Source organism: Streptomyces sp. XH2 (assembly GCF_049725035.1).
Classification (GTDB): Bacteria; Actinomycetota; Actinomycetes; order Streptomycetales; family Streptomycetaceae; genus Streptomyces; species Streptomyces roseoverticillatus.
The window spans coordinates 164,245-187,402 of record NZ_JBMMMZ010000016.1; the positions used below are offsets into that span (position 1 = coordinate 164,245).

The 23,158-nt window shown below is 69.9% G+C and carries 24 protein-coding genes; 6 read left to right on the forward strand and 18 right to left on the reverse strand.

Going from position 1 to position 23,158, the window contains the following annotated elements; translation table 11 throughout:
* The first annotated feature begins 416 nt into the window (after window positions 1-416).
* The gene (locus ACOTKD_RS30955; RefSeq protein ID WP_424892409.1) at window positions 417-1,229 is read left to right on the forward strand and encodes an IS5 family transposase; all 813 of its coding nucleotides are present in this window, start codon (window positions 417-419) and stop codon (window positions 1,227-1,229) included.
* 224 nt (window positions 1,230-1,453) lie between these two features.
* On the opposite strand, the gene ACOTKD_RS30960 is transcribed toward ACOTKD_RS30955, so the two are convergent.
* From ACOTKD_RS30960 to ACOTKD_RS30985, 6 genes are all read right to left on the reverse strand, one after another.
* Window positions 1,454-2,203, reverse strand: coding sequence for a hypothetical protein (locus ACOTKD_RS30960; RefSeq protein WP_424892316.1), 750 nt, complete (start codon window positions 2,201-2,203; stop codon window positions 1,454-1,456).
* A 1,081-nt stretch (window positions 2,204-3,284) separates the two neighbouring features.
* On the reverse strand, window positions 3,285-3,833 hold the full coding sequence (locus ACOTKD_RS30965) for a hypothetical protein (RefSeq protein ID WP_424892317.1): 549 nt from the start codon (window positions 3,831-3,833) through the stop codon (window positions 3,285-3,287).
* Between the two features lie 104 nt (window positions 3,834-3,937).
* The gene (locus ACOTKD_RS30970) at window positions 3,938-4,255 is read right to left on the reverse strand and encodes a hypothetical protein (RefSeq protein WP_424892318.1); all 318 of its coding nucleotides are present in this window, start codon (window positions 4,253-4,255) and stop codon (window positions 3,938-3,940) included.
* Complete coding sequence (locus tag ACOTKD_RS30975; RefSeq protein ID WP_424892319.1) at window positions 4,245-5,240, reverse strand: hypothetical protein; 996 nt, start codon at window positions 5,238-5,240, stop codon at window positions 4,245-4,247. Before ACOTKD_RS30975 ends, ACOTKD_RS30970 begins: the two co-directional genes overlap by 11 nt.
* Complete coding sequence (locus ACOTKD_RS30980) at window positions 5,237-5,932, reverse strand: HNH endonuclease family protein (protein WP_424892320.1); 696 nt, start codon at window positions 5,930-5,932, stop codon at window positions 5,237-5,239. The genes ACOTKD_RS30975 and ACOTKD_RS30980 overlap by 4 nt, the downstream gene beginning before the upstream one ends.
* A 262-nt stretch (window positions 5,933-6,194) precedes the next feature.
* Window positions 6,195-7,190, reverse strand: coding sequence for a hypothetical protein (locus ACOTKD_RS30985; RefSeq protein WP_424892321.1), 996 nt, complete (start codon window positions 7,188-7,190; stop codon window positions 6,195-6,197).
* Window positions 7,191-7,414: 224 nt separating this feature from the next.
* Here ACOTKD_RS30985 and ACOTKD_RS30990 point away from each other — a divergent pair, with 224 nt between their 5' ends.
* Together ACOTKD_RS30990 and ACOTKD_RS30995 are read left to right on the forward strand one after the other, a co-directional pair.
* Window positions 7,415-7,555, forward strand: a complete 141-nt coding sequence (locus ACOTKD_RS30990; RefSeq protein ID WP_424892322.1) for a hypothetical protein — start codon at window positions 7,415-7,417, stop codon at window positions 7,553-7,555.
* Entirely contained in the window at window positions 7,552-8,721 is a 1,170-nt protein-coding gene (locus tag ACOTKD_RS30995) for a methyltransferase domain-containing protein (RefSeq protein ID WP_424892323.1), read from the forward strand. The genes ACOTKD_RS30990 and ACOTKD_RS30995 overlap by 4 nt, the downstream gene beginning before the upstream one ends.
* Window positions 8,722-8,796: 75 nt before the next feature.
* On the opposite strand, the gene ACOTKD_RS31000 is transcribed toward ACOTKD_RS30995, so the two are convergent.
* From ACOTKD_RS31000 to ACOTKD_RS31055, 12 genes are all read right to left on the reverse strand, one after another.
* Window positions 8,797-9,504 carry a TniQ family protein gene (locus ACOTKD_RS31000; RefSeq protein WP_424892324.1) on the reverse strand — a complete coding sequence of 236 codons (708 nt, stop codon included), beginning with the start codon at window positions 9,502-9,504 and terminating at the stop codon, window positions 8,797-8,799.
* Window positions 9,505-10,023: 519 nt separating this feature from the next.
* A complete protein-coding gene (locus ACOTKD_RS31005) occupies window positions 10,024-11,013 on the reverse strand; it encodes a hypothetical protein (RefSeq protein ID WP_424892325.1) in 990 nt (329 codons plus the stop codon).
* Window positions 11,014-11,171: 158 nt separating this feature from the next.
* Entirely contained in the window at window positions 11,172-11,798 is a 627-nt protein-coding gene (locus ACOTKD_RS31010) for a TetR/AcrR family transcriptional regulator (RefSeq protein ID WP_424892326.1), read from the reverse strand.
* A 125-nt stretch (window positions 11,799-11,923) separates the two neighbouring features.
* Entirely contained in the window at window positions 11,924-12,445 is a 522-nt protein-coding gene (locus ACOTKD_RS31015) for an AAA family ATPase (RefSeq protein ID WP_424892327.1), read from the reverse strand.
* Window positions 12,442-12,672, reverse strand: coding sequence for a hypothetical protein (locus ACOTKD_RS31020; RefSeq protein WP_424892328.1), 231 nt, complete (start codon window positions 12,670-12,672; stop codon window positions 12,442-12,444). The genes ACOTKD_RS31015 and ACOTKD_RS31020 overlap by 4 nt, the downstream gene beginning before the upstream one ends.
* A 75-nt stretch (window positions 12,673-12,747) precedes the next feature.
* Window positions 12,748-13,032, reverse strand: a complete 285-nt coding sequence (locus ACOTKD_RS31025; protein ID WP_424892329.1) for a hypothetical protein — start codon at window positions 13,030-13,032, stop codon at window positions 12,748-12,750.
* Window positions 13,033-13,094: 62 nt separating this feature from the next.
* Window positions 13,095-13,553, reverse strand: coding sequence for a hypothetical protein (locus ACOTKD_RS31030; RefSeq protein ID WP_424892330.1), 459 nt, complete (start codon window positions 13,551-13,553; stop codon window positions 13,095-13,097).
* Between the two features lie 169 nt (window positions 13,554-13,722).
* Complete coding sequence (locus ACOTKD_RS31035) at window positions 13,723-15,633, reverse strand: hypothetical protein (protein ID WP_424892331.1); 1,911 nt, start codon at window positions 15,631-15,633, stop codon at window positions 13,723-13,725.
* A gap of 402 nt (window positions 15,634-16,035) precedes the next feature.
* Window positions 16,036-16,434: a hypothetical protein gene (locus tag ACOTKD_RS31040; protein WP_424892332.1), complete on the reverse strand. Its 399-nt coding sequence runs from the start codon at window positions 16,432-16,434 to the stop codon at window positions 16,036-16,038.
* A gap of 220 nt (window positions 16,435-16,654) precedes the next feature.
* On the reverse strand, window positions 16,655-18,370 hold the full coding sequence (locus ACOTKD_RS31045) for a hypothetical protein (RefSeq protein ID WP_424892333.1): 1,716 nt from the start codon (window positions 18,368-18,370) through the stop codon (window positions 16,655-16,657).
* Window positions 18,371-18,689: 319 nt separating this feature from the next.
* The gene (locus ACOTKD_RS31050; RefSeq protein WP_424892334.1) at window positions 18,690-19,577 is read right to left on the reverse strand and encodes a hypothetical protein; all 888 of its coding nucleotides are present in this window, start codon (window positions 19,575-19,577) and stop codon (window positions 18,690-18,692) included.
* Entirely contained in the window at window positions 19,574-20,137 is a 564-nt protein-coding gene (locus tag ACOTKD_RS31055; RefSeq protein ID WP_424892335.1) for a hypothetical protein, read from the reverse strand. Before ACOTKD_RS31055 ends, ACOTKD_RS31050 begins: the two co-directional genes overlap by 4 nt.
* 691 nt (window positions 20,138-20,828) lie before the next feature.
* On the opposite strand from ACOTKD_RS31055, the gene ACOTKD_RS31060 reads away from it, so the two are divergent.
* The 3 genes from ACOTKD_RS31060 (at window position 20,829) to ACOTKD_RS31070 (ending at window position 22,988) form a co-directional block, all read left to right on the forward strand.
* The gene (locus ACOTKD_RS31060; protein ID WP_424892336.1) at window positions 20,829-21,533 is read left to right on the forward strand and encodes a hypothetical protein; all 705 of its coding nucleotides are present in this window, start codon (window positions 20,829-20,831) and stop codon (window positions 21,531-21,533) included.
* A 49-nt stretch (window positions 21,534-21,582) separates the two neighbouring features.
* Window positions 21,583-22,440, forward strand: coding sequence for a hypothetical protein (locus ACOTKD_RS31065; protein ID WP_424892337.1), 858 nt, complete (start codon window positions 21,583-21,585; stop codon window positions 22,438-22,440).
* A 272-nt stretch (window positions 22,441-22,712) separates the two neighbouring features.
* Window positions 22,713-22,988 (forward strand): hypothetical protein, encoded by a 276-nt coding sequence (locus ACOTKD_RS31070; RefSeq protein WP_424892338.1) that lies wholly within the window; start codon window positions 22,713-22,715, stop codon window positions 22,986-22,988.
* The last annotated feature ends 170 nt before the right edge of the window (window positions 22,989-23,158 follow it).

Sequence of the window (23,158 nt, forward strand, 5' to 3'; positions counted from 1 at the left end):
CCGGTCGTGACGCCGGCGACTACTACGGGGCCTCCGTCGCCCTAGGGTTCTCACCCCTTAGGCGATCCCGTGTTCGTCCCTGTCATACGTGATAGCGCGACTTAGGCGCCCCACTCATCTCCTTGAATGCCCTCACTGGGCATCGCTCCACACTCTGAAGGTTGCATCGAGTCATCCACTACCTCGACGCAGAGTGCGGCACCGGTTTCAGGCGCTTTTCCGGTGGACTCAATTTTTAGTCTCCTGGAGATTGGGGTTCAGGCAGTTCAGCTTTCGCCATATCGCACGGGTCCCGCGATGCACCGTCCCGAACGCCTGGACCCGGCCATCGCTTTCCTGGCATGCTGCGGTCCCCTTCACCTTTCGGATCCAGGTAAGCCATTGGACCCAAGAACCTCCCTTCAAGTTCCTCCCGGCTGGACCGGGGATATGACAGGGCGCCTCACGGCGCACTGGACGGGATCCGGTATGTCAACCGGACGGGCTGCCAGTGGCGCGCGGTCCCATGCGACTTGCCTCCCTGGCGCACGTGCTACCGGTGGTTTCGCAAATGGCACGCCGCCGGGGTGACCGCCCGGATCTGCGCCGAGCTCCACGAGCGCGTGAGGGTACGGGAGGGGAAGAACCCACGGTCGGTGACCGTGATCGTGGACTCCCAGACGGTCAAAGCGGACGCTACCGTCCCCCGGGCGACGTCCGGCTACGACGCGGGGAAGAAGGCGACGGGTCGCAAGCGGCACCTGGCCGTGGACACCCGCGGCCTGCCCGTGATGACGATGGTCACCCCGGCCAGCCTCCACGACGCGCACGCCGCCCGCGACTTCCTCTTCCGGCTTCGCTTGGCTCACCCCGAGGTGACCCTGGTCTGGGCGGACTCCGCCTACGGCGGGGAACTGGTCACCTGGGCCAAAGACCGCCTCCGCCTCACCCTCAAGACCGTCAACCGGCCCAAGGCCAAGGGGTTCGTGCTCCTGCCCAAGAGGTGGGTGGTAGAGCGGTCAATTTCATGGATTATGAGGGCTCGCCGGAATTGCCGCGACTATGAGCGTTTACCCCAACATGCCGAAGCCCACCTGGCCTGGACCACTATGGCGTTGATGACACGCCGCCTGACCAAACCCGTGGCTTCCTGGCGCGAGCCCAAGCCCCCACCACCCGCACTGGCTTCGCCGCTGCCGAGGATCCGTCTGCGCCCTTGGAGTGTCCGCCTCGCTCCCGCACCCCGGTGACCGGGCGGCCCGCGCGACAACGACTGTGGGCGGTGCACAGCGTTTTCCCTGCCCACCCGCTTGCCGCGCGTACTCGCCGGAGCGGCTGGGCCCGTGGACAGGCGGCAGGACCAGCCGGCCATAAACGGAGAAGGGCTCGGCCTTGAGGTAGTGGGCGATACGGAGCCGGCGCGCTGGGTCGCCCGGCTCCATGCCGATGCCCTACCCCGGCTTCATGAGCAGCATCACCTTGATGTGGTGTAGGTCAGGGCCACGCAGCCATTCCCCCCGGCCCGGCCGGCCGAGGAAGAACTTTGCTGTCCGTCTCCTGCGTAATTGTTGCCTGCCCCATTGCCACCTTCACCGCCCTGCCCGGCCAAGTAGGAGCAGTAGTGCACCGGCACCGAACCTCCCGTACCGCCCCGTCCCGGTTTGTTGCGGTAGCCGTGCTGACCGCGCCTGCCGTCCTGGCCAGATGTGAGGACACGATCGGTGCCGTGGCACACGCTTCTCGGCCCGCTGCCGCCTGCCCCGGGGTGCCCTCCGTTCCCGCTTTGCCAGTGTCCCGACGCTTCGCCGCCCTGCCCATGCCCGCCATGCCGGGCAATCGCCACAAGCTCCGGCCAGCTCTGGTCCACGGCGACACCGGAGTCGGTCCCATTGTTGCCGGGTCCGCCGTTGTCGTACTTGCCCTCTCCGCCCGGGCCTCCCCAGCCGCCCTGGCCGACGACGATCTTGAGCTTGTCTCCGCCCTTGACGGTGGCCACGCACGACGCCCCCGCCCCGCCGCCGCCGCCCCCGCCGCCGGCACCGCTGAGGACACCACCGTTGTTGCCGCCCCCGCCCCCGCCGCCGCCCCCGCCGCCCACCGCCACTACATGGATGCGGCTGACGCCGTCCGGCACCGTGAAGGAGTGGTTACCAGGTGAGTCGAACGTCGTGACGACGGGGGCCAGGGCCGCCGATGCGGAACCCGGTACCGTCAGCAGGGACACAGCCGCCACCGCGGAGACCAGTGCCGCGCACCGTGACCGCCTTGTGGGAAGCAGCCTCACAAAGAACCTCCTCGAGTATGGTCAAAACGCCTCTCTCCCCGATGCGTCGGCTCAATGGCCTGTGACATCGCTCCATCCGGGGGCGCTCGGAACGCGTCCGGGCTGTTGTGCTTCGCGCTTGCGGAATGCCTCCGCCGAGGCGGTGGTGGTCCCGCCAGGCCACACCGGCTGAAAGCCGTCAGGGGCCTGGCCTCTTGCGGTGACGATTCCGGCTGGGGAGCTGTCACCCGCCCGCTGACGGAGTGCACGTAGCGGGAACGATGTCGGGGAGGGCGGCCGCCGTGATATCGCACAGAGTGCTCTTGACATCGGCCTGCGCGGGCGTGGCGCTGGCCACGCTTCCCAGAGCGAGCACAACGCCCGCGGCGACGGCGGCGGCAGTGCGACGGACAGTGTTGATGGTGACCTCCTGAATGGTGTGGCGGCGGTAGCCGCGCGTAAGCACTGGGGAATCTCTCCCGGCTTTTGATCCACGACACGTCCAACCAGGGGTGTGCGGCAGTATCACCGGGGCGCACCAGGAAGTTCACGCTCCACTCGCCGCGCGAGCGAGCCTGCACTGTACTGATCAAACCCGGCAGTTCTGACAGCATCGACTGGCTCGGCGAGCACCTGCGCGAAAACGGCCTCGAAACCCCGGGACCATGCCCTCCACCGCCTGGACCTCGCCCTCGATGTCCCTGGGAAAGGGCCTGATCGACGTCGCCCCGGGTCTCTACGGCACGTTTCCGCCGCGTCCCGGTTAGCCTCCTTGAGGACCGCCGACAGACCGCAGGCAGCGAGAGCTGCTGATGCGTATCGAGGTGGGTGAGCTCACCGCCCAGGGCATCCCTCGGGCCTCCCGACCCGGCCGAACTACTCAGAGCGAGGATGCGTCACAGCTTCTAACCCCAGAGCCGAACGGCGGGGCCGCTCCCGGAGACCGTCATAGGGCAGTAGTGAGCCCTGCGGATCCGCGACGGTCCACCCTTCCGGCGCCAAATTCGTACCCTCTGCCCAGGACCGTTCCAGTGGATGCTGCCTATGAGGGCGCTTCCGAGATCAGCGGGCGGCCGACATCGGCGATCGCGTTCGCCGGGAACCCGTCGCGCAGCAGTGGCAAGGTCTTCCCGAAGTCCGCGAACAGCCCGCCTCCGTCGACGGGCCACAGCGTTGGGTCAGCGACGGGAACGCCTATGTAGGCCCGACCAGGACTGTCGTCCCAGGTCGGGTCGAGGACGCTCCCATCGGGGCGGACGACCCATGCGTGTGGGAGGTGGAACTCGGCCCCGCCCGCGTTGATCAGAGCGAAGCCCTCGGCGTACACCATGCCGTCTTCCTGATGGGCGGTGGCATAGCGGGCGGAATTGCCATAGCAGAGCCGGTCAGGCATACCGACCAGGTCCTCTGGGGGCGGCGCAGGGGCGAATCTGCGCCCAAGGGCGAGCAGCAGGTGAGCCGAGCTCTGATAGGCCCATTCCGGGCGGACGGCGTAGCCACGGTCGTGGAGTTCCACATGCTTGCGGATGAGATCGAGCAGGTCGTCCTCGGCAGCGACGACGGACGTGGATTGGGAGGCGCTGTTGGGCATGCTGCGGTACTCCTCCGGCGACTTTGTGCGATGCGGGTCTGAATCCTCTCGCATCCGCGAGTTTCGCCGGTGCAGAACCCAGCTTGCGCCCGTGCTCCCCATCGTTACGAAAGCTGCGGCGACGGACGACGCGTACGAACGACCGCCCGGACCGCCCGCCACAACCCCCGGATCAGCCGCCACAAGGCAACCGCGGCGCAGCCGACCGCGGCCACGCTCGCGGCCAGGCGCACCGCCGGCTCCAGCCACCCCGGCAGATGCAAGTAGCCGATGGTCAGTGCCGTTCCGATCAGGCTCAGGCTCAGCACCATCAGCACGCTGCTGTGTCCGATCACTCCGTAGGTGCGCTTGAGCTCCTCGAAGGCTTCCGGGTGGGCCTCCCGCCACCGCGTCGGCCGCTGTCGTGTCTGTTCACCGTGCATGTCCGTCTCCCGTCGCGTTGCGGTTGGTCCCGTTGTCGTCTCCGCCGCCCAGGACAGTGCGGGCGTGGCGCAGACCCTGGCGTAGTTCCTGCAGCTCCCGCCCGGCCTCGTCGAGCGAAGCGAGGGGCAGCAGACCGTCCGGCAGCGCAGGCGTCTCGGCGACCGTCACGGGCACGGGGTGCTCGTGACGGATCGCCGTCTCCAGCGCGGCCTCTTCGCGGTCGACCTCGACTGCTTGGTCGACGAGGATGGCCAGCGACTCCTCGTAGCCGAGTAGGAGCTCCCGGGCCTGGTCGTCGTCCTCAGCGAGAGGCACTAGGCCGGCCGCGTCCCACAGGAGCCTGGGGAGCATCGCCGCGGCGCGGATCAGCTCGTCCCGTCCGCTACCCCGGGCCAGGGCGCGCAGTTGCTGCTCATGCGCCAGCAGCTGGAAGAAGACCGGGGCGTACGCCGCGTTGTCAGCCACGATCCGGACACGATGGCGGGTGGCCTGCCGGAGACCCACCGGAACACCTTGGGCCATGGCGATGCCGAACAGCGCGGCCGCGATGAGGCCGGGCGGCCCCGGCAGTACCGACTTCGCGGGCTGCAAAGCAGCGATCGTGGCGACGGTGAACGCGGCGGCACGCGCCGCAGAGACCGGCCGAAGAAGGCCGATGCCCAAGCTCAGCACAAACGTGGGCGGCTGGCATCCCCACACGGCACGGCAGGCCCACCCTCCGGTGATGCCCAGGGTGGGGTCGAGGACGCCTGCTTCCCGCAGCAGGCCGGCCGCGCCGCCGGACGAAGCAGGCGAGGCGACGGCCTCCCAGCGAAACCATCCATGACGTGTGCGTTCCCGTACGAGCCGCAGCTCGGCAACAGCCGCATGGTTGATCGGCTGCCCAGGTTCCGTCGCCGCGTGGTAGCGCCGTGCCGTCTCCCGCAGGGCGTCGATCCAGACCACCTCGTCGCCGTCGAACGGCACGGGCGCGCCCGCCGTCACCGCCTGCCCTCCGCGCCCTGGCCGGAGGACGGGCAGGACTGCAGCACCTGGCGCAGCGCCGACTCCTCCGCGGAAGAGACCGACAGCCGGTACTTGGCCTTGACCCGCACCTGGGCCGAGGCGTACCAGCACAGGGCGTCGCTGCGCGGCGGCAGCCACTCGGAGGCGTCCTTGGCACCCTTGGCGGCATTCGTTGAGCCGTCGGCGGCCACCAGGTTCTCGGGGTCGTTCGCGAGGTTCAGTCGCTGCTCGGCGGTCAGCTCCCGGGCCCCGGTCTGCCACGCCAGGCCGAGCGGCACGATGTGGTCAATCTGTACGACGAGGGAGGTGCGCGGGCCTCGCTGGAAGTTGACGGTCTTACCCGTGTACCGGTCGTGCAGGACGCCAGCGAGGACGGTGCACCCGTCCATGTCGCGGACGACCCGGTCCAGATCCCTGGCCAGGATGTCCTCGCGGGTCGGGCAGTGGTTGTGTGACAGCTCAACCGTGCCGTTGTCGCTCCAGGCCGGCCCGAAGGCCTCGCGGCTGTATCCGGCCAGGGACGTATGGGGGCGCACCGGCAGCGCGTCCAGCTGAGCCACAGCGGGCGCTGCCTGCGCGCTGGAGGGCGAGGCCGCGAACGGAGCGCAGGCGGAGCAGGCCAGCACGCCGGCGAACACGAGGCCGGCGGCCAGGAGACGAGGAGGGGCCATGGCGAAGTTCCTGTTCGTATCGAAAGAAGCGCCGTCACCTCCTACAGGTGGAAAGACCACCGCCGGTGTGACACTCCGCCCCGAGATTCCCGGGGCGGATCCCGGACGGGTTCAGGTGAGACGTCAAAGGGGCGAGCGGAATCCCGATGGCCAATGTGTTGGGGTGTCGGCAGAGCGAAGGCCCGGCCGCATCCATCTTCGGTGCCGCAGAACCGCGTTGTCCCGGCTTCGGCGTCAACGTCCCGACTCGCCAGCCACAAGGTCAGCCGAGCTTGCCCTCGAAGGCGGAACGGGAGCCGTCCACGCCGACAGCCTCGATGGTCACCGGGCCGCCGACAGCGGACTGCGGAACCCGGAAGGTGACGGCCTGGGTGGCGGTACGGTGCGGTGCGATCGCGGCGTCGTGGTAGCCGTATACCGGGTGGACGGTGGCGGCCAGGTGCAGGTCCCGGCCGGTCAGGACGCGCAGCGTGGTGCCGAGTCCGCGCAGGGGGTCGCCGCCGCGATTGGCCACGCTCAGCTCCAGGTGCGCGGTCCGCTCTTCCCCTTCCCCGGTCACGGAGACCGTGGACAGGCGCAGCCCGCCGTGCCACTGTCCCAGCGGCGTGGCGCCCTGCCGGTCGCCGGCTCCCTCAGGCCCCTGCGGCTCAGGGGATGCGGCCGGCCGGCCCGGCAGCGGGCTTTCGAAGAAGAGGAGCTCCGGCTGGGCCAGGCCCTCCGGCGTAGCCTCCACCGTCACGGTGACCGGCTGGCCCTGGGCCTGGTCCGGGAACACCAGCCGCACCTCCTGGGTAACCGAGGCATTCGGCCCGACCCGCACCGGGGCAGCAGCCCCCGGCTTCGCCTGGGCCGCTGCGGCACCTGCCATGGGCCCGGCCTGGCGCCCGAGCGCCCCGTAGCGGGCGGTCAGCTCGGTCCGCGGTGCCGTCGCGATACGCGATCGCTGGTTCGCCACCGTCAGCCGCGCCGCGTAGGCGCTGGACCCGGCGGGCACGTCCCGGGACGTCTCGGCCGGCAGACGCTCGAGACCCTGCAGCGTCACCGTCCACGCCCCGCCGGCCACCGGCTGCGCCGAACCCGGCTTGACGATGCCGTCGGGCAGCGCGGACGAAGGCGGGCCCGCCGGGGAACTACTCCCCGGGTCGGCCGCGCCGGCGGAGTCGGGCTGGCTGTCGGAGCCGGCGCAGCCGGAGATCAGCAGGGATGCGGAGAGCAGCACGGCCGGAAGGGCTCGGCGCAGGGACGACGGCGTAGGCATGGTTCCCCCCATGGCAGGTACCGGATTCTCGGTCGAGAGGGATCATGCCAAAACGCCTCCGGCCGGCACTGGGCCCGCACGCCGTCCGTCTCCCGACTCCCGAAAACGACGGAGGATTGACGGTCAATCCAAGGTTCCGGGGCCCGGTCATCTTTCGGCGCTGGCAACGGCTGCGCCAGACTGCGGTTCGTCCGTCGTCTCACCGACACGAGAGGGGCACCATCGTGGGCAGGCATTCCGGGGGGAAGGCGCCGCAGGAAGACTGGGACCCCGACAAGCACGGCGGGAAGGGCAACGGCGAGCCGACGTCGGACGGCAGCACTCCGCCCGGGAACGGCGACCACCGCAAGGACAACACGAAGTGACCGAACCGGACTTCGCCTCGCTCCGCACCGCATGCGTGGACGAGCTGGCCAAGAGCGGCTGCTTCGACCGCGCCCCCTGGGCGCGCGCGGCCGTGTTGAAGGTAGAGCGCGAGCGGTTCATCCCGCGCGACGTCTGGGAGTGGACCAAGGACGGCTACCGCGTCCTGTCCTACAGAACCGACCCGGAAGCATGGGCGAAGGCCGTCTACGACCCCGTGAAGGCGGTCGTGACCCAGATCAACGACGACGAGCACACCCCGCTCACCACCGATGGCCCCGTCCGCGGGGCTGCGACCTCGTCGGTGTCCGCGCTGGACATTGTCTGCATCAAGCTCGGATTCCTCGACCTGGAACCCGGCCACAAGGTGCTCGACATCGGCGCCGGGTCAGGCGTGAACACTGCGCTCTTGGAAGAACGCGCTGGGCCCGGGAACGTCGTCACGATCGAGGTCGACAAGAGGCTGGCCGAGCAGGCCGAGTACAACCTGGGTACCACCGGGTACACAGCTCGGGTCATCTGCGGTGACGGCGAGGACGGTTTCGCTGGCTGTGCGCCGTACGACCGCCTGATCTGCACCGCGTCAGCCCGGCGCATTCCGCGGGCGTGGCGGGAACAGGTCCGCCCCGGCGGGATCATCCTGACTCCGTTCGGGACGCTGTTCTCCAACAGCGGGCTCCTGCGCCTGACGGTCGGTCCGGACGGTAGCGCTGAGGGGCGGTTCGTGCACACGGCCGCCTACATGTGGCTGCGCTCCCACCGCCCGCCGGGTGGCCGGCCACCACGCGATGGCCAGGAACGGCTGTCCGCGTCCCCTGCCGACCCCGGCAAGATCCTCGATGGTGATTGGACCGCTGACTTCGCTATCGGCCAGCTGGTGCCCGGCTTGACGATGCAGCGCACCATCGGCGAAGACGACCACCGCATCCTGCTGTGGGACGGCGAAGACTCGTTCGCCTCGGTGTGCTGCGTCGGCTGGGATGAGGCAGACGCCGTTCTCCAGCAGGGCCCGCGGTCGCTGTGGGACGAGGTCCTGGCGGCCCGCTCGTGGTGGGGTGATCAAGGGCGCCCGGAGATCACTCGCTACGGGCTGACCATCACCACTGGCGGGGAGCACCACGTGTGGCTGGACTCGCCCGAGAACCCTCTCCTCCTCGGCAAGGCATGAAGCGTCGAAGACTCTCCCCAGGAGTGGCCGGTGCCCGTACGGTCACCGCGACCCAGACCTTCGGCTCGGCCCCGGCTACTCGGCTGGCCGGCCCTGTGGGCCCGGGGTGATGCCGAGCTCTTTCAGGATCTCGTCCACGAGTTCTGGATCTGCGGGAGGCGTCTGGCCATCCGCCAGCCACGGGAGGTCGATGAGAACGGTGTGTGTGAGCGCCGGGCCGGGCCAGTCGAGGCTGCGGGGCGGCTCCGTGTCGATCAGGAGGGGCCGCTGGGTTTCCGCGGCCAGGAGGCGGGCCAGCGCGGGCCCCTCTGTGCGGGTCTTGCCCTTCCCGCCGGGCAGGACCATCTTGCTGTCCAGCAGGTGCCGCGTCAGTGCCTCCCGATCCGTGGCCTTGGTGGTGGCGGCGGTGGACGGAGCAGTCAGGCCGCGGGCCTGGGCGGCGGTCATGCCGGTGGCCGCGCGCAGGGCCCGGACGGTGCGGTCGGGCAGGTGGGCGGTGAGCTCGTCCAGGCGCTGAGTGGCCGAGGTACCGGGTTCGAGGCCGAGCAGTTCCATGGCTCGGTGCCGCTGGACCCCGACTGCGGCGGCGACGCGCTGGACGTAGCCGGCCAGCGATTCGGCGGGGCGGGGCATGGGAGCGGCGGGGATCCGGGCGGGGAGGCCCTGCTGCCGGCCCGAGTCCGCAGCGACGGCCCTTCGGGCCTCTTCCAGGGTGGTTCCCGGGTGTTCCCGCTGGTAGGCGCGCACGGCGCGGTCGAGCTGGCGCTTGCGGGGGTTGGTCATGACGGTCTCACGTCCTTGATCGGCCTGCTACCCCACACGCGCTGGCCGGTCCAAGAGTGGATGAGGCCATGACGAAGTCGCTCGCGCGAGTCTCAGACGTCTGCGGTCCCCCCGGCGGTGTGGGCGTCGGAGTTGCGGGACCGGGCGCGGCGCGGTTGCCCGATGGTGCACAGGCATTGTAGCGGCGGAACCGGATCCCCCAGGGGCAGAACAGACCGTCATTACCCGGCCGAGACACCGCGCCGTCGCAGGAAGCCGGATAGCAGTGCGCGAGCGCAGGCCCAAGGCGAGGTCGTCGGCATGCTGAGTAGGGTGGGCCCGTTCTGGAGAAGTTGCTGGCGAACTGCGCAGCGACTCGCTGACCGGGCCACCACCACGAGCACATCTACGCCGGTCCCCCGCTGGCAACGAGACCCCTATCGGAGGCGGGCGGGAGGGGATCCTGAGCGAGGGGTTGGCCGGTCAAGTGCTGGACGCGGGTGCTGACGGTGTCAGCGAGGGCTTAGCTGGACTGGCCGCCTACGGGCGGGTGCCAGGTTGAGCGTCACGGGCAGCGATCCATGCGTCGGCCTGTTGCTTGAACCACGCCAGTACCGGGCCGTCGGCAGCGTCGCCGGGGCGCTCCAGGAAGCGGCAGTCGGCTTCGATCGCGACCGGGCGGTCGCTGTCGGGGCTGTACACGTAGGCATACGGCTGGCCGCACCACACGAAATTCCAACGCATGCCGTCGGCCGTCTCACGCTCGTACGTCAACGGCCGGCAGTTGCTGACGTACTGGACGGGGATTCCGGCGTTGCGCCACGCCTCGGGGCCGTCGGGGAGGGCCCAGAGGTCGCGGACCTGGCTGTGGAACCAGGTCCGCCAAGCGGCACTGGGGTTGGAGGCGGAGACCATCGCGGGCAGGTGACCGGTGGTCCACCTCATGATCTGGTCGTGCGAGTCCCAGCCGTACCGGGTCGGGTCCGGGGCGCCCTGCGGTGTGACGACGCCCAGCCGCTCGAACACGCCGATGATCCAGCCGTCGACGCGGCCCATCAGCCACGTCGCGGTGACATCACTGGCAGTGTGCCCGTCGGCGGCGAGGTCAACGATGGGTCGCCAGTCGCCGAGTCCGGCCGGGCTCGCCTCGATGGATGCCCCGCCGGTGTAGCGGACATCGAAAGCGCACAGGGAGTGTCCGCTCATGCCCTTGATCAACATCGGGTTCCTGGCGAAGTCGCGGCCGGTGGGGATGTCACGGCCTTCCCACCAGGCATTGCACACCTCTTCGAAGGCTTCCTGCGTGGCGGGGACCATCACGACGTCGAAGTCTCGGGGAAACTTGGGACGTTCGGCCTCCGGCAGAAGGTCGGTGCGCCACAGTTCGGGTTCGCGGATATCGAAACGGTCAGGGACGACGCTCCACCCGGGGCAGGTACGGCCCGCGCGGATCTTGATCTGACAGCCGCCGTCCCAGGTGAAGACGAGGTCGGCACGGGCATGGCGATAAGTGAACTGGTCGGTCATCATGGGCCTTTCGCAAACAGAAGGGATGAGCCGGTTCATGGCGGTGGGCCGCATCCCGTGAGCGGAGGAACGGGCGGCCGCCCGGTGCCGGGGGACAGCGGCCGGCGCCGGCGGGGGGGGGGGGCCGCCCCGGGCGCCGTGTCCCGGCAAGGCGAGACGCCCTAATACGCGGTGGTCACCGAGGCGTACACGATGTGCGCAAGCCCCTCGCGCCGCGCCCACTTCTCGCGGCTGTCAATGGAAGCAGCGCCCTGGTGCCCGGCCGCTGCGGCGAGCATGGTCACGAGGCCGTGAGTCAGCGCGGCGCGCGCATCAGGGGACGGGACGCTCGGCTCGGCAGCAGACATGAGCGCGCGGAGTACGGGCTGTGTGACAAGGCGGTACGCCTCGACGAAGCGAGGATCGTTCTCGGCTGCGGCGGCCGTGAGGACGCGCATGACCACCTGGTGGTCGCTCCAGACGTCCAGCACGGCGTCGACAAGCCGGGAGGCGCCAAACGGCCCCTCCGAAGACCAGGAGCCGTCGGCGAAGTCGGCGAGCCCCTCGGCCGTCTTGTCGGCCACCGCCTCGACGGCGTCAAGGACAACGTCGTCGATGCTCTCGAAGTACTGGTAGAAGGCCGCGGGGGAGATGCCCGCCGCACGGGCGATCTGTACCACGGTGATGCTGCGGTAGGGGTTCTCGGCGAGCAGTTCGATCGCCACGCTCACAAGCCGCTGGCGGGTCTGGCGCGCCCGCTGGCCGGGGACGCGATGTCCGGCCGTACGGGTCAGGGCGGGAGTGGGCATGGCTGTCTCCTGGGTCTGGATGAGCGAAGGGTGAGAGGGCGGGCCGCGTGGAGAGTGGATGCCGATGGCGACCCGACAGGTGGTGACAGTACACGTAGATATAGAGATATGCAACGTCAGGGGCGTTAGGCGCCAGCCGGTGCGAGCGCGGAGGCCAGGTGCACGGTGGTAAAGCCCTCAGCAAGCAGTTGGCCGGCGGTGGGCATCTGGGCGTGTAGGTCGTGCAACACGTGGCTGGGCACGACGCGTTCCCGCGCGGCATTGTGTGCCTTCGCCATGGTGAGCGGCACGTCGAACAGGACCGCGAGGGTGGGGCGGTGCCAGTAGCGGGCGCGCGCCAGCAGGCGGGCCCGGACATGGGGGAGGACGTTGGTGGAGTCCACGACGGTGGTGCGGCCGCGGGCGAGGCGGGCGTCCAGGAGCAGGGTCTGGATCTGGACGGCGACAGGGGTGGCGGACTGGTCGGCCATGTCGTCGGTCGCTGCCAGGCGGTACTCGTCCAGGCACACCCGCCAGCTGGCGGGGTAGCGGGCGGCGAAGCTCGACTTGCCGCAGCCGGGGATGCCAACCAGGACGACGAGCGTGCCGCTGGCAAGGGAGAGGTGACTGCCCGGGGTGAGGGGGGTCAGGGGGTCCAGCGTGGTCACGGGTGGGCTTCTCCTTCTGCAGGCCTGGAAGACGGCCGGTCGGTCACCGCCAGCTCGCTGCGCCACTGACAGGCCTCGCGGCGGCGGACCAGGCGCCGGAACCAGGGCCCTTTCTCGCCCTCGTCGCTGTAGCGGCCCGGCAGGATCTTGCTTCCGACGGTGCCGGTCCGGGCGTTCTTGACCTTGCGGCGCTTCCTCTTGCCGGTCCTCGGCACAGGGCTGCTCATGGTGATCGGGCTCCTGGCTTTCACATGGTCATGGGGTGTGGGGAGGGGCTGCCCGCCGGGCGGCGGGCGCCGTTCCTACTGGGGCAGGTTCTTCCCTGCGGCGAGCAGGAGGCCGGCGGAGCCGGAGAAGGCGCTGTAGCGCCGGCCGGCCGTAGAGTCGGCGGTGACCGAGCGGAGCAGGTCGGCCAGTGCTTCCGGGTTGGTCTTGAAGTGGTCGCGGATGGTGGTCTTCGCGAGCTGTTCGAGGAGGGTGTGTCGGTCGGTGCTGTCGAGGTGCTCGACGGCCTTGCCGATCACGGCCAGGTGGTGCGCGGTGACCTGCTCGGGGGTGCGGCGCGGGGTGGGGTCTGCGGTGTTCAAGGGGGAGCTCCAGGAAGCGGGGACGCTGCGGGCGAGCCGGGGCCGGGGCCCCGCCAGGGGGGTTACGCGGTGGGCTGGCCGGTGCGGGCCTGGGCGGTGGCGGCGGGGATGACGGCGAGCGGCGCATTGCGGAAGGCGACGGCGCACGGCTCGCCGTCCACGGAGGGGGCCAGGCAGAGCCAGCGGGCGTCGCGGTCGATCGCGGTCTGCGGGTCGGCGAAGCCGGACGCGTCGAAGTCCTCACACTCCTCGCATCCATCGCACGGGCAGGCGGAGAGGAAGTGCGGGTCCGCGGGATAGGGGGCCGGGATGTGGGCGGCGACGCGGCCCGCTCCCCGGTCCTCGGAGAATTCGGCGACAACAAGGTCACCGGCGCGCACTTGGTGTGCGCGAAGCAGCACGGCGTCATTGAGGGTCAGGCCGGGCGGCAGCGGCTCGTACTCGCAGTCCGCGTCGCCCGGGGCGGGCCGGGGCGTCAAGAGGAAGGCGGCGGGGTCGTCGGCCAGCACCAGCATGCGCATCGGGGCGTTCCTTTGGATGGGGCCAGGGCGTAAGGGGGGCACCCCGGCGGCGACTTGAGTCTGACAGGAGCACCGAAAGGGCCCGTCTAGAATTAGATTACATGCGAGGATCGGAATCCGCAACGAACCCCGATGTCAGGCAACGGCCGGGCACCACGCCGGCTTGCCGTTAGATCGCCAGAACGAGCTGCTGCGGGCCCTCCTGGCTGGCCGGATGCCGGGGCGACGGATGGTTGCCCGGTACGGCCTCGACGGCCGTGTTCCGCGGGGCGGCTTCGAGCTGGAGACGGCGGGGAGCTGCTTCGATGGCCAGACGGACCGGGGCGGCACCGATGGCAAGGCGGCCGGGAAGCGGTCCCTGCCCGGCTGCGAGGAGCACCGCCTTGACGACGCTCTGATCCCTGCGCATCAGCGCCGCATCCTGTACCCGATGTCCTCCGAACTTGCGGAACCACGCTGCGATACGTTCCTTCACTGCCGGGGTGGCGGCGCAGCCAGGGCCCTCAAGGCGGTAGAGCTTGTGCACGTAGGCGCGGGTCTGCGGTTCCCACACGCGTCCGAGGATGTGTCCGATCCATGCCGCCGATACCGCCGGGCTCACTGTGTCGGCAATGAGCTGGGTTTTGTTGCGGATGCCCTCACCGCGGCCGACGTGGGTCCACGGGTAGTCGGAGCGGAACCCTGCGGCGCGGCCGAGGTCGGCGTGGGAGTGCTTGAGGCCGTCCGCCTCGCGCGCCCATCCGTACGCGGTGCCGGTCACGGTCGTCCCGGGCGCGTCCGCGGAGAAGGCGTTGCCGCCCTTGGGCCGTCCGGTGTTCGGGTTGATGCCGCGCACACCGCGGGTGATCACCTTGTGGCCCTTCTCCCAGCCCATGCAGGCCGCCCAGGTCGTGACGGGGAACGGCTCGCTGGGCTGGTGGCTGATGAACGGCCTGGTGTAGCGCATGCACACGAGGAAGGTACGGTTCTTCCTGGAGGCGAGGCCGTAGGTGACCGCGTCGACCAGCTCGAATTTCGCGTACTCCCAGCCGGCGCCGTAGAACTCGCTGCTGATCGCCTCGACGACGTACTGGGCGGCCGGGGACTTGAGCAGGTTCGAGGACTGCTCCATGGCAACCCAGCGGATGTTGCCGAACTTCGCCTGCAACGCGAGCGGCCAGATCACCGCCTCAGCCATGAGCCCGGTCCGCTGGTCTTTCAGGGCTGCCAGCGGAGCACGGACTTCGTCCCACGTGGCGCCGGTGGGCGGGGCATAGCCCTCCATGCCGTCGCCGGCATCGTCGACCATGATGAACCCTGCGGCCGCCCCGGCCTCGCTGATCACGTCCTCGACGATCTGCATGGCCGCTTCGGCCAGACCTGCCAGCTTCCCGCCAGGGGAGAGAGTCTGACACGGCGGCGAGAGGATGACCGCGACCACATACCGCAGCGCGGGGTGCGTGGGGTCCAGCTCCGTGACGGACGCACAGATCCGTCGGTACCCGGCTGCCACTGCGGTGGCGCACGCGGCGGCGGAGAAGTCCACGCCGACCATATCCACCGGCTCGCCCAGCACGCGGGTAATGCCCTCGCACCAGCCGCCGGGACCGGCGAACAGATTGACGATTCGAATAGGGGCGCCGGCCTTGGGGCTGTAGAGCCACTCGACCGGCCACGGCCCGGCAAGCTCCGCACGCTCCTCGTCGGTCAGCCCCGCGATGTATGCGTCGCGCTGCTCATCGGTCAGCAGATCGATCTCGTCCACCGGCAGGCCCAGGGCCGCCTGCACCCTCGCCACCGTGGCCCGGGCGCTGTCCTGGACCCAGTAAGCACGGTGCACGCGGGCCCAGATCGCGTGACTGTCCTCCTCACCACCGTGCACGAAGGCCCAGCCTTCGTCCTCCACGGACCTGGGCAAATGCCAGCGCCGCACCTGGTCAAGCGCCTCGTAACCGGCAGCGATCTTCTCCGAGTGCGCATCCCCGAGCTCCCGAGCCGCAGCATGCCGTGCGACCGCGCGGGCGTGCTGCCGCTCGGCCTCGGTGAGCGGGCACGGTGCGGCCACCGGCGCGCCGCCCTCGCTGTCCATGACGTCGGGCAAGCCGGGATCGGACACGACGTCGGCCGGGTGCGAAGCGGCAATGCCGGCTGAGGCCGGGCGCGGGATAGGGGTGGGGGAGCCGGGCCCGGGCGAGGTGTGGGAGGCGTCGGAGAGAGGCGAGTAGAACATTGAGGGTCCTGTTGCATTTGCGGACGGAGGCGGGGGACGGAGTCGTGGTGAGCACGCGTCGATGGCGGGGAGTTGCCCCCGGCGCGGGGCAGTGGGCAGGGGCGGCTCGGGACCGCGGCGTAGGGGAGCCGGCGGCCCGCGCCGGCCGGAACCGCCGGCGTACCGAGCCCTGCGGGCATGGCCGGCCGTGGCTGGGGCGGTGTCTTCCGGGGCCTGCGCCGCGCCCCAAGGGGGCGCGGCTGGCAGCCGCTGGGAGGCCGTGGGGGGACGTTCCTAGGAATTCACGGGCTTGCCGACAGCGGGGCGGACGGCCGCGCGGTGGGCGTAGGTGTGCGTAACAGCAAGCGCGAGACCGATCGCCACCGCTGCGTAGTCGGATGCGGACCCTCGCGGGACGAATGCGCCGCTGGAGTTGCCCAGAAGGGCAATCCAGACAATGAACGCGGACACAACCAGCAGCCCGTCCAGGGCGACGGCGACGCGTCCCCAGGCACGGCGGGGCACGAGCTCCGGCCCTTGGGCGTCCTCGTCCTGCCGGGCGACCTCGGCAGCCGACTTGCCGTGGTTGACCAAGCGGAAGACGGCCGCGCCAAGGACGCCGAACGCCATCACGAACAGGAACATCACCGGCTGCTCAAGGATGAGTCCGGCTACGGCGAACAGCATCGCCACGCCGAAGACCGTGTGCAGCGGACGGCAGAACCGGTGCGGGTTGGTGCGAGTGGGACAGAAATCGGACATGAGAAGACCCCGGTTAGCGATCGATTCTTGGTGCCCCGTGCTCAGGTGACGGGGCGTGAGGAAGGGGGGCGGCCGGGGAGAGAGGCACCCGGACCGCCAGCAATACGTAAACTACATTTGAAAATAGAGATGTGCAATATCGAGGGTGTGGTTAAGCGCGTTCGTCCGCGCTGGAGCCACGGCTCAGGCCACGACGCATCCGGTCGGACCACGGCGCCCCTGCCGGACCCATGACGTGCTCCGGAATGGTGATCTCGTAGTGCGGGCAACCGCCCGCCGCCTTGCGGGCCGCATGCTCATGGGAGTTCGGGCACTGGTCCCGCTCGTGCTCTTCCCGCCAGGTCCGCACCGTCCAACGGTGCCCGGTCGCGCTCGCCTTGCGCCGCTGCGCCCGGTGGCGCTCCCCCGCGTCCGGGTCGACCCACACGTTCGTGACGTGGCCCGAGTCGGTGATCCCCCTGCGCCGGTCGGAACGCTGCTCGCGCGGCTTGGCCTCGTGAACCTCCATGGCGAGAACTCGCACAGAGGACCGCTTGTGCTGTGTCAGCAGTTCCCAGAGGCTGCGCACATGCCGAGTCATCAGCTCATGGCGACCCAGGCGGTCCGATCCGCTCCGGTACCGGTCAGGGTTCTCCGGGTCCCGCAGCCGGGTCTCCGGCTCCAGAACGTCGCCCGGGCGCAGCAACAGCGTGCTGTAGGGCGAGAACGGCAGCGACAGCAACGACTGATCACACGTCAGCGGAGTCACCCAGGTCCAGGTCGTGTCATCCGACGGCATCTCCAGCGGCTCCAGCTTCTGGCCGCCCCCCAGGCGCAGCCACCCCTCTTCCGCCCCCGGGCTCCAAGGACCCCACACGTATCCGACGATGCGACGGCCGGTAGGCAACACGAAAGGCGTATCCAGGAACAGCATCCCCCGGGATGAAGGCAGATGGCGCGAGTCGAAAGGCGTCGTAGCCCGGTCGGCGCGCCGCTGTACCCGGCGCAGCGTCATCTGAGCCAAGGAATCGGCGATCTGCCACAGCCGAGCGGACTCCGCACGGTCTGCCTCCTGCCGGAGCTGGGTCACCACCCCCTCCTCCAGGCCCCCAGGATGCTGGTAGGGCGCCAGCGGCTCACGCGCCTTGCGGTACACGCTGGCCTTCGTCAAGGCCCAGTCGACGCTCCGCCTGTGCGCCGCGACGTAGCGCCGCCGCCAGTTCCGGATACGGGACCAGTCCGGCATGTCCCAGGCCACGCTCTCGGTCATGGTGAGGCACTGGCCGGAAGGTTTGCCCTGCTCGGCGTCCAGGCTGAGTAGCACACGGAACCGGTCCGCTTCGTCCAGAGGCTCGTCGGCGGCCCCGGATGCCCCGGATGCGTCCATGGGCATGATCCGGTGGGCGTCTTCAGGGTCAAGCGCCCACTCCATGCCCGCCACCTGGGCCAGGACCGCACGCACGGTCTCTTCGTTCGCAGTGCCCAGAAAGTCGGCGACGAGCTTCTGGACGTTGCTGAGCCGGGCGTCGGCCGCCGCGAACCGGAGCAGGCGCTTCAGGAATGAGGCGCCCGGCCCGTGCTGCACGCCGGACCGCGCGAGCAACTCATCGGCCACGCGCGGATCCTCCAGTGCCGCCTTCGCCAGGTGGGCGTAAGCCTGGCAGAGAACGCGGAGCTCCTCAGAGCGATCGAGGACAGCCTCAATCGCTCGTGACAGCCGTGCGAAGGCTGAGGGGCGCGCGCCCGGGCGGACCGCCTTCCCCGCGGCAGCGTGAAGCTCCTGGTACAGGCGGTACTGAAGTGCCGTGAGGATGGTGAATTCACTGGGAGCCGGGGGCAGCCGCTTGGTGGCGGCCGCCGCGCTTGCCAGCAGCTCGGAGTCGGTCACGCTGGGCTGATGCGGAAACATGGCAAACCTCGCCTAAAGAAAGTGGAGTTCGGGTAGACGACCCGGGGTACTCCGCGCCGGGTGACACAATGAAGATACATGCAAGGATCGTGAAATGCAACGGATCTTCGGTGTCTCCGAACTGTAGATCCATCCGCGAGTCCGGCCGCCTGCGCTCCCTGGCCAGGTCACCGCCCGGAACCCTGCTGACCCATACCGCCGGCGCCCCTTGTGCACGCAAGGTCGCTGGACGAGGGGCGCACCGATACCTCCGTGACGCGCGGCCGCCGCACCGGTGGGAGGCCTGGCCAGCGGGGCTTCAGATTGGCCAGTAGGGAGGGCGGGTTCGAGTCGGGTAGAGCACCGGCTGTTCCTTCTGCCGGGCGATTGCCCGCTTGGCGCGCTCGTGTATCTGCTTCTCCAGTATCCGGGGCTGTCGAAGGGCGTCGCCGCTGGAGACTGTCACCTGCCGCCCGAGCCTCCACAGCTGGGCGTTGACCGCGCAACAGGCCGCATTGAGGGGATCGACGTCATTGAGCCACCACTGATAGCTGGCGGGGTCGATGCCGTAGGCCCGCATGGTCGCGGCGGCGGCCCGGGCCATCGTGCCGGTGCCGGCGGCGGGCTCGAGGAACAGGCCGCCGGGTTCTCGGTCCGTTGCGAGCGTGGTCTCCCCTGCGTGGTCTGCGGCCACCGCGGGGGTAAAGAACTCACCCGTGCTCTGGCGCTCGGCGTATGAGCGCATCCGGGTGATCAGCAGGCCAAGGATGTCGTCCGACTCGGCGCGGGCCGTGTCCGAGCAGTACTCCAGCAGTCCTGCCCGCACAAGGATGCGGGCGTAGTCGGCAAGGCCCCGGATGTCGTCCTCGCTCGGGTGAGAGAGCCATTCGTGCAGGGGGCGTGCGGCTTCGGCGAGGTCGGGATCGTAGGTCCAGAAGGAATTCCAGCTCGCTCTCAGTGCGTCCACCAGGCCTTCGTCGCTGAGCGGGATCAGCAGCGGGCCGTAGTCGGGGCCGTTGGGCCGGCTGGGAGCTGACAGGGCCAGCCCTGCCAGGGACCCGACCGCGATGGCGCGGTCGCTGGAAGCGCCCCGATGAGCCACCCACCAGGTATGCGCGGCGTCGGCGATGGCGCGGGCGTGCTCCCGCCCGTCTTCGGGTACCAGGAAGCGGCGCATTGCGGCGGGCGGAATGCCGTACGGCGTCACAGCGCACTCCGTTCAACCTGCGCGGCGAGGCGGTTGAGCTCGGCGGCGACCGGGGGGAGCACGGCGCGGTTGCGGCCGCCTCGGGCGGAGCCGAAGGGCCGCTGTGCGGCGGGCGTGCCGCTGGGCTGGAAGTCCGCGTCGATGATCCAGCCCTTGTCCGTCGGCATGCGGGAGAGACGGAAGGCAGCCTTGTTCGCCAGGCCGCCGTGCTCCAGCAGCATCAATTCGGCGTACTGGCCCGTGACGGCCCCTGTGGTCTCCTCGGCGAGGACGGGCACGATGCCGGTGTGGTGAACGGGGGTGTCGTCGATGGTGAGGGTGACGCAGAAGGACCGGGCGTCGGCGAGCGGGCGCAGGGCCGACTGAACAGCGCGCTTCGCCTGGGGCGCGAGGCAGCCGAATGCAAGCACGGCCCAGTGCGGGCAGTCGAGAGGGTCGTGGATGAGGACGGCCGCGGGCGGGACGTCGGTCGAGGCCAGATGCCGCAGCAGCGCTGGGCGGCCCAACGTGGCCAGGTACCAGATCTGCTGCTCTTCGGTGCTGGGGGCGGTGATGTTCAAGGGAATGCTCTTCCTGGGGGCGAGTCGGGGGCGAACGGCTGTGCGCACGCCTGTCAGGCTGTGGCGGGCTCGGCACAGCGCCGGAGCCGCCCCGGTGAAGTTCGATGAGGGCGCATGATCTGTTCGGTGACCTGGGCGCTGGTGACGCCGAGCTCGGCGGCGCTTCCTCGGGTGGTGTACCGGCCGGAGGTGACGCCGGCCGAAGGCACCGTCGGTGTCAGGATCTCGCCGAGGGTGGTTCAGCTGAGTGCGTGCCGGACTTGTGATGGTTCGCGTAGCTGGCGGAGGCAACCGGCGCCATGGCGCGCTTCCTTGATGCGGAGGGTGCGGCGGGGCCGCGGAAAGGGAGGAGGCGTCACCTCGGCCGCACACCCAAAGTACAGTTGATAACCGAGATTAGCAACGAGTGATTGCCTGCTCGGATGCTCGCGCGTCGAGCGGGCCGTGTCGGGCTCGCTGCCCGCGCTGGCACGCTGACGCTGGTCGTCGAACGGCGCTGATCTGAATCGGGGTGCCGGTCGGGGCCGTTCATGGCGCCCACCCCATCGGCCGCCGCCTAGCCATAGGCGTCAACACCGTTCATCTGCCGGTCGAAGCGGGGTCGCACTCCCTACTGGTCAAAATCTTGACCAGTCAAGATTTTGACCGGTAGGGTCGAAGTCGTTGCCGAGATCTTCTATGGAGGCCCTCCATGTCCGACTGGCAGTTCGGTCCCAGGCGTAAGCGGCGAGAAGTCGAGAACGGCACACTCGTCGTCAAGGAGCGCACCATCCCCCGGCGGATGCTCAACGACCTCCAGGACCTCCTCACAGACCTGCAGCATGAGGGCCTGACCTGGGTCAGCGTGCAGGATGTGGCCGGCCATCTCTCAGCGACAGCGGCTTGGCAACGTGGTGAGCTCCCACTGATCGACCTGTGCGCCGAGGCCGGATGGCCGATGCCGAGCTCCGCCGGCAAGGACTTCACCACCCCGGCGGCCATGGCGGTCTTCCGCGCCAAGGAACGACTCGCCGAGGCCATGCTGGCAGACCATCACGAGGGCGCGGGGGCGAACACCATCGCCGCCCGGGCCGCCAACGCCTACAGCCGTCCCGTGGCCTTGAAGGTCTTGGCCGGGGTGCGCCTCCTGGAGGACGCCACCACCGTCTTGGTGCCGTGGTTCGAGGCGGAGGTGCCGGTCTTCCTGTCACAGCCCAAGGACCGGTCCGTACGGATGACGGCCTCCTGGGACGACGAGGACGAGGCCACCCGCCGCCGCCAGCTCCAGGGCATCGACGCGGCGTTCACACAGGCCGGACTGTCCCTTCGTGACCCCGAGACACAGCAGCCACGCACCACCGACGCCCTGGTATCGGACGACCGGCGTGAGCTTGAGGTCTACCGGAGCGACGGGTGAAGACGCCGCGCACCACGACGGTCAGCGGCGAAGGAAAGGGGCGGAGCAGGTGGACGAGATCATCGCGTGGATGCAGTGGCTCTGCGCCTACGGCGGCACGTTGATCGCCGTCATGGGTGCGGGCAAGGCGGTCGTCCTGCATAACCGCGGCGAGCACGTGCCCGCGTCACATTTTCTCGTCCCCGCTCTCGGCGGAGCGGTGATTGTCGCGGCGCCGCATGTCGTCAAGTGGGTCTACAGCATGGACTCCGACGCCAAGCCGAACCCGGCACCCGACGACCACCAGGAGCCGATGGACCTGCCGTGGGACACCCTGCTCAGCGTGGTCGGGGCCGTGCTCGGCATCATCGCCGTGGTGGCGGCCGTGGCAGTGGCGACCAAGGTCGTCAAGCGCGGCCGGAAGCGGAAGCGCGCGGAGCTCACGCGGCGCCGCGCCGTCGAGGCCCGGCACGACGCGGTGCTGGAGGCGTACGGCACTTACGAGAGCGACCTCCTGGCCGTCCTGGACCGTCCGGCCCTGGCCGACGTCACCGTGCCCACCACCGAGCGGCTCATCCACGCGCTGACCGAGGCAGCCGACGCCCGCCGGGCTGACCGCACCACCAGCGACGGCGCGGCCGCCTACCAGCGCGCCGTCACCGCCCTGGAGATCGCGTGGAAGGCCGCCGACGAGCACGCGCGCCGCTCTGGCATCGAGCACCTGCCGCCCGCCGAGCAGAAGTCGATCGCCCAGGCCCGCAAGCTGCTGGCGTCCGCCCTCCACGACGGTGGCACCGAGCACGAACGGCGGCTCGCCTACCAGCGCGCCATGCGGCTGATCGACGGGGCCATCTCGGTGCCACGCCAGGCTGTAGCCGCCCTGGAACACATCAGCCGACCGTCCCTGTCACAGAACCCCGAGCGCTGAAGCGGCACGACGAAACGGAGTTCCTCGCATGACCCGCCAGACCGCCCAGCCCATCGTGCACACCGCCCTGTCGCCCACCGTCCAGCGCGCCGCGGAGCTCGTCCGCAACGTCACCGACGGACACCTCGACCTCGACCCGCCATGCCAGCGCGGCAAGGTCTGGTCTGGACCGACGATCAGCGCGTCGCGCTCGTCCGCTCCTGACTCACCGGCATCCCCGCCGGCGTCGTCATCCTCTCCGACCGCGGTAACCCAAGCTGGCGGATTTCGGCGTGCCGGCGTCCTGGGTCGACCCCAAGTACGTGAGGACCGTCGAACCGACCGACGACGGCCCGTACGTCCGCCACTCCGGCCTCACCCCGGTCGGGCAGAACATGATCACGTCGCGGGCCGTGTTCCAGGTCGCCGAGTTCGCCACCGCCGATACCGTCGCCGCCGAAGCCGCCATGTACCTGCTGGTCAACGGCGGTGGCACCCCGCAGACCGACCAGGACATGGCCGCCGCGCGGCAGGTCGCCGAGAAATCGGTCGCCCGGCCGTCACCCTGAACAATCACGTGAGCCCCACACTTGGGACGCCGCACGCACGCATGCGGCACGGCGTGACGCAGCCCTTCCGCCCGGCAGCTCCATCACAGTGCCCGTCGCCCAGGTGTCCAATGCCGAGCTGGCGGTCGGAGAGCGCTTCGGGGTCGGGGTGTCGGAACCATCGGTGAGGA

Bases quoted from the DNA above. Each gene is read 5' to 3' on its own strand.
- ACOTKD_RS30965 (WP_424892317.1), bottom strand. From the start codon at position 3,833: ATGCCCAACAGCGCCTCCCAATCCACGTCCGTCGTCGCTGCCGAGGAC.
- ACOTKD_RS30970 (WP_424892318.1), bottom strand. From the start codon at position 4,255: ATGCACGGTGAACAGACACGACAGCGGCCGACGCGGTGGCGGGAGGCC.
- ACOTKD_RS30980 (WP_424892320.1), bottom strand. From the start codon at position 5,932: ATGGCCCCTCCTCGTCTCCTGGCCGCCGGCCTCGTGTTCGCCGGCGTG.
- ACOTKD_RS30985 (WP_424892321.1), bottom strand. From the start codon at position 7,190: ATGCCTACGCCGTCGTCCCTGCGCCGAGCCCTTCCGGCCGTGCTGCTC.
- ACOTKD_RS31000 (WP_424892324.1), bottom strand. From the start codon at position 9,504: ATGACCAACCCCCGCAAGCGCCAGCTCGACCGCGCCGTGCGCGCCTAC.
- ACOTKD_RS31005 (WP_424892325.1), bottom strand. From the start codon at position 11,013: ATGATGACCGACCAGTTCACTTATCGCCATGCCCGTGCCGACCTCGTC.
- ACOTKD_RS31010 (WP_424892326.1), bottom strand. From the start codon at position 11,798: ATGCCCACTCCCGCCCTGACCCGTACGGCCGGACATCGCGTCCCCGGC.
- ACOTKD_RS31020 (WP_424892328.1), bottom strand. From the start codon at position 12,672: ATGAGCAGCCCTGTGCCGAGGACCGGCAAGAGGAAGCGCCGCAAGGTC.
- ACOTKD_RS31030 (WP_424892330.1), bottom strand. From the start codon at position 13,553: ATGCGCATGCTGGTGCTGGCCGACGACCCCGCCGCCTTCCTCTTGACG.
- ACOTKD_RS31060 (WP_424892336.1), top strand. From the start codon at position 20,829: ATGTCCGACTGGCAGTTCGGTCCCAGGCGTAAGCGGCGAGAAGTCGAG.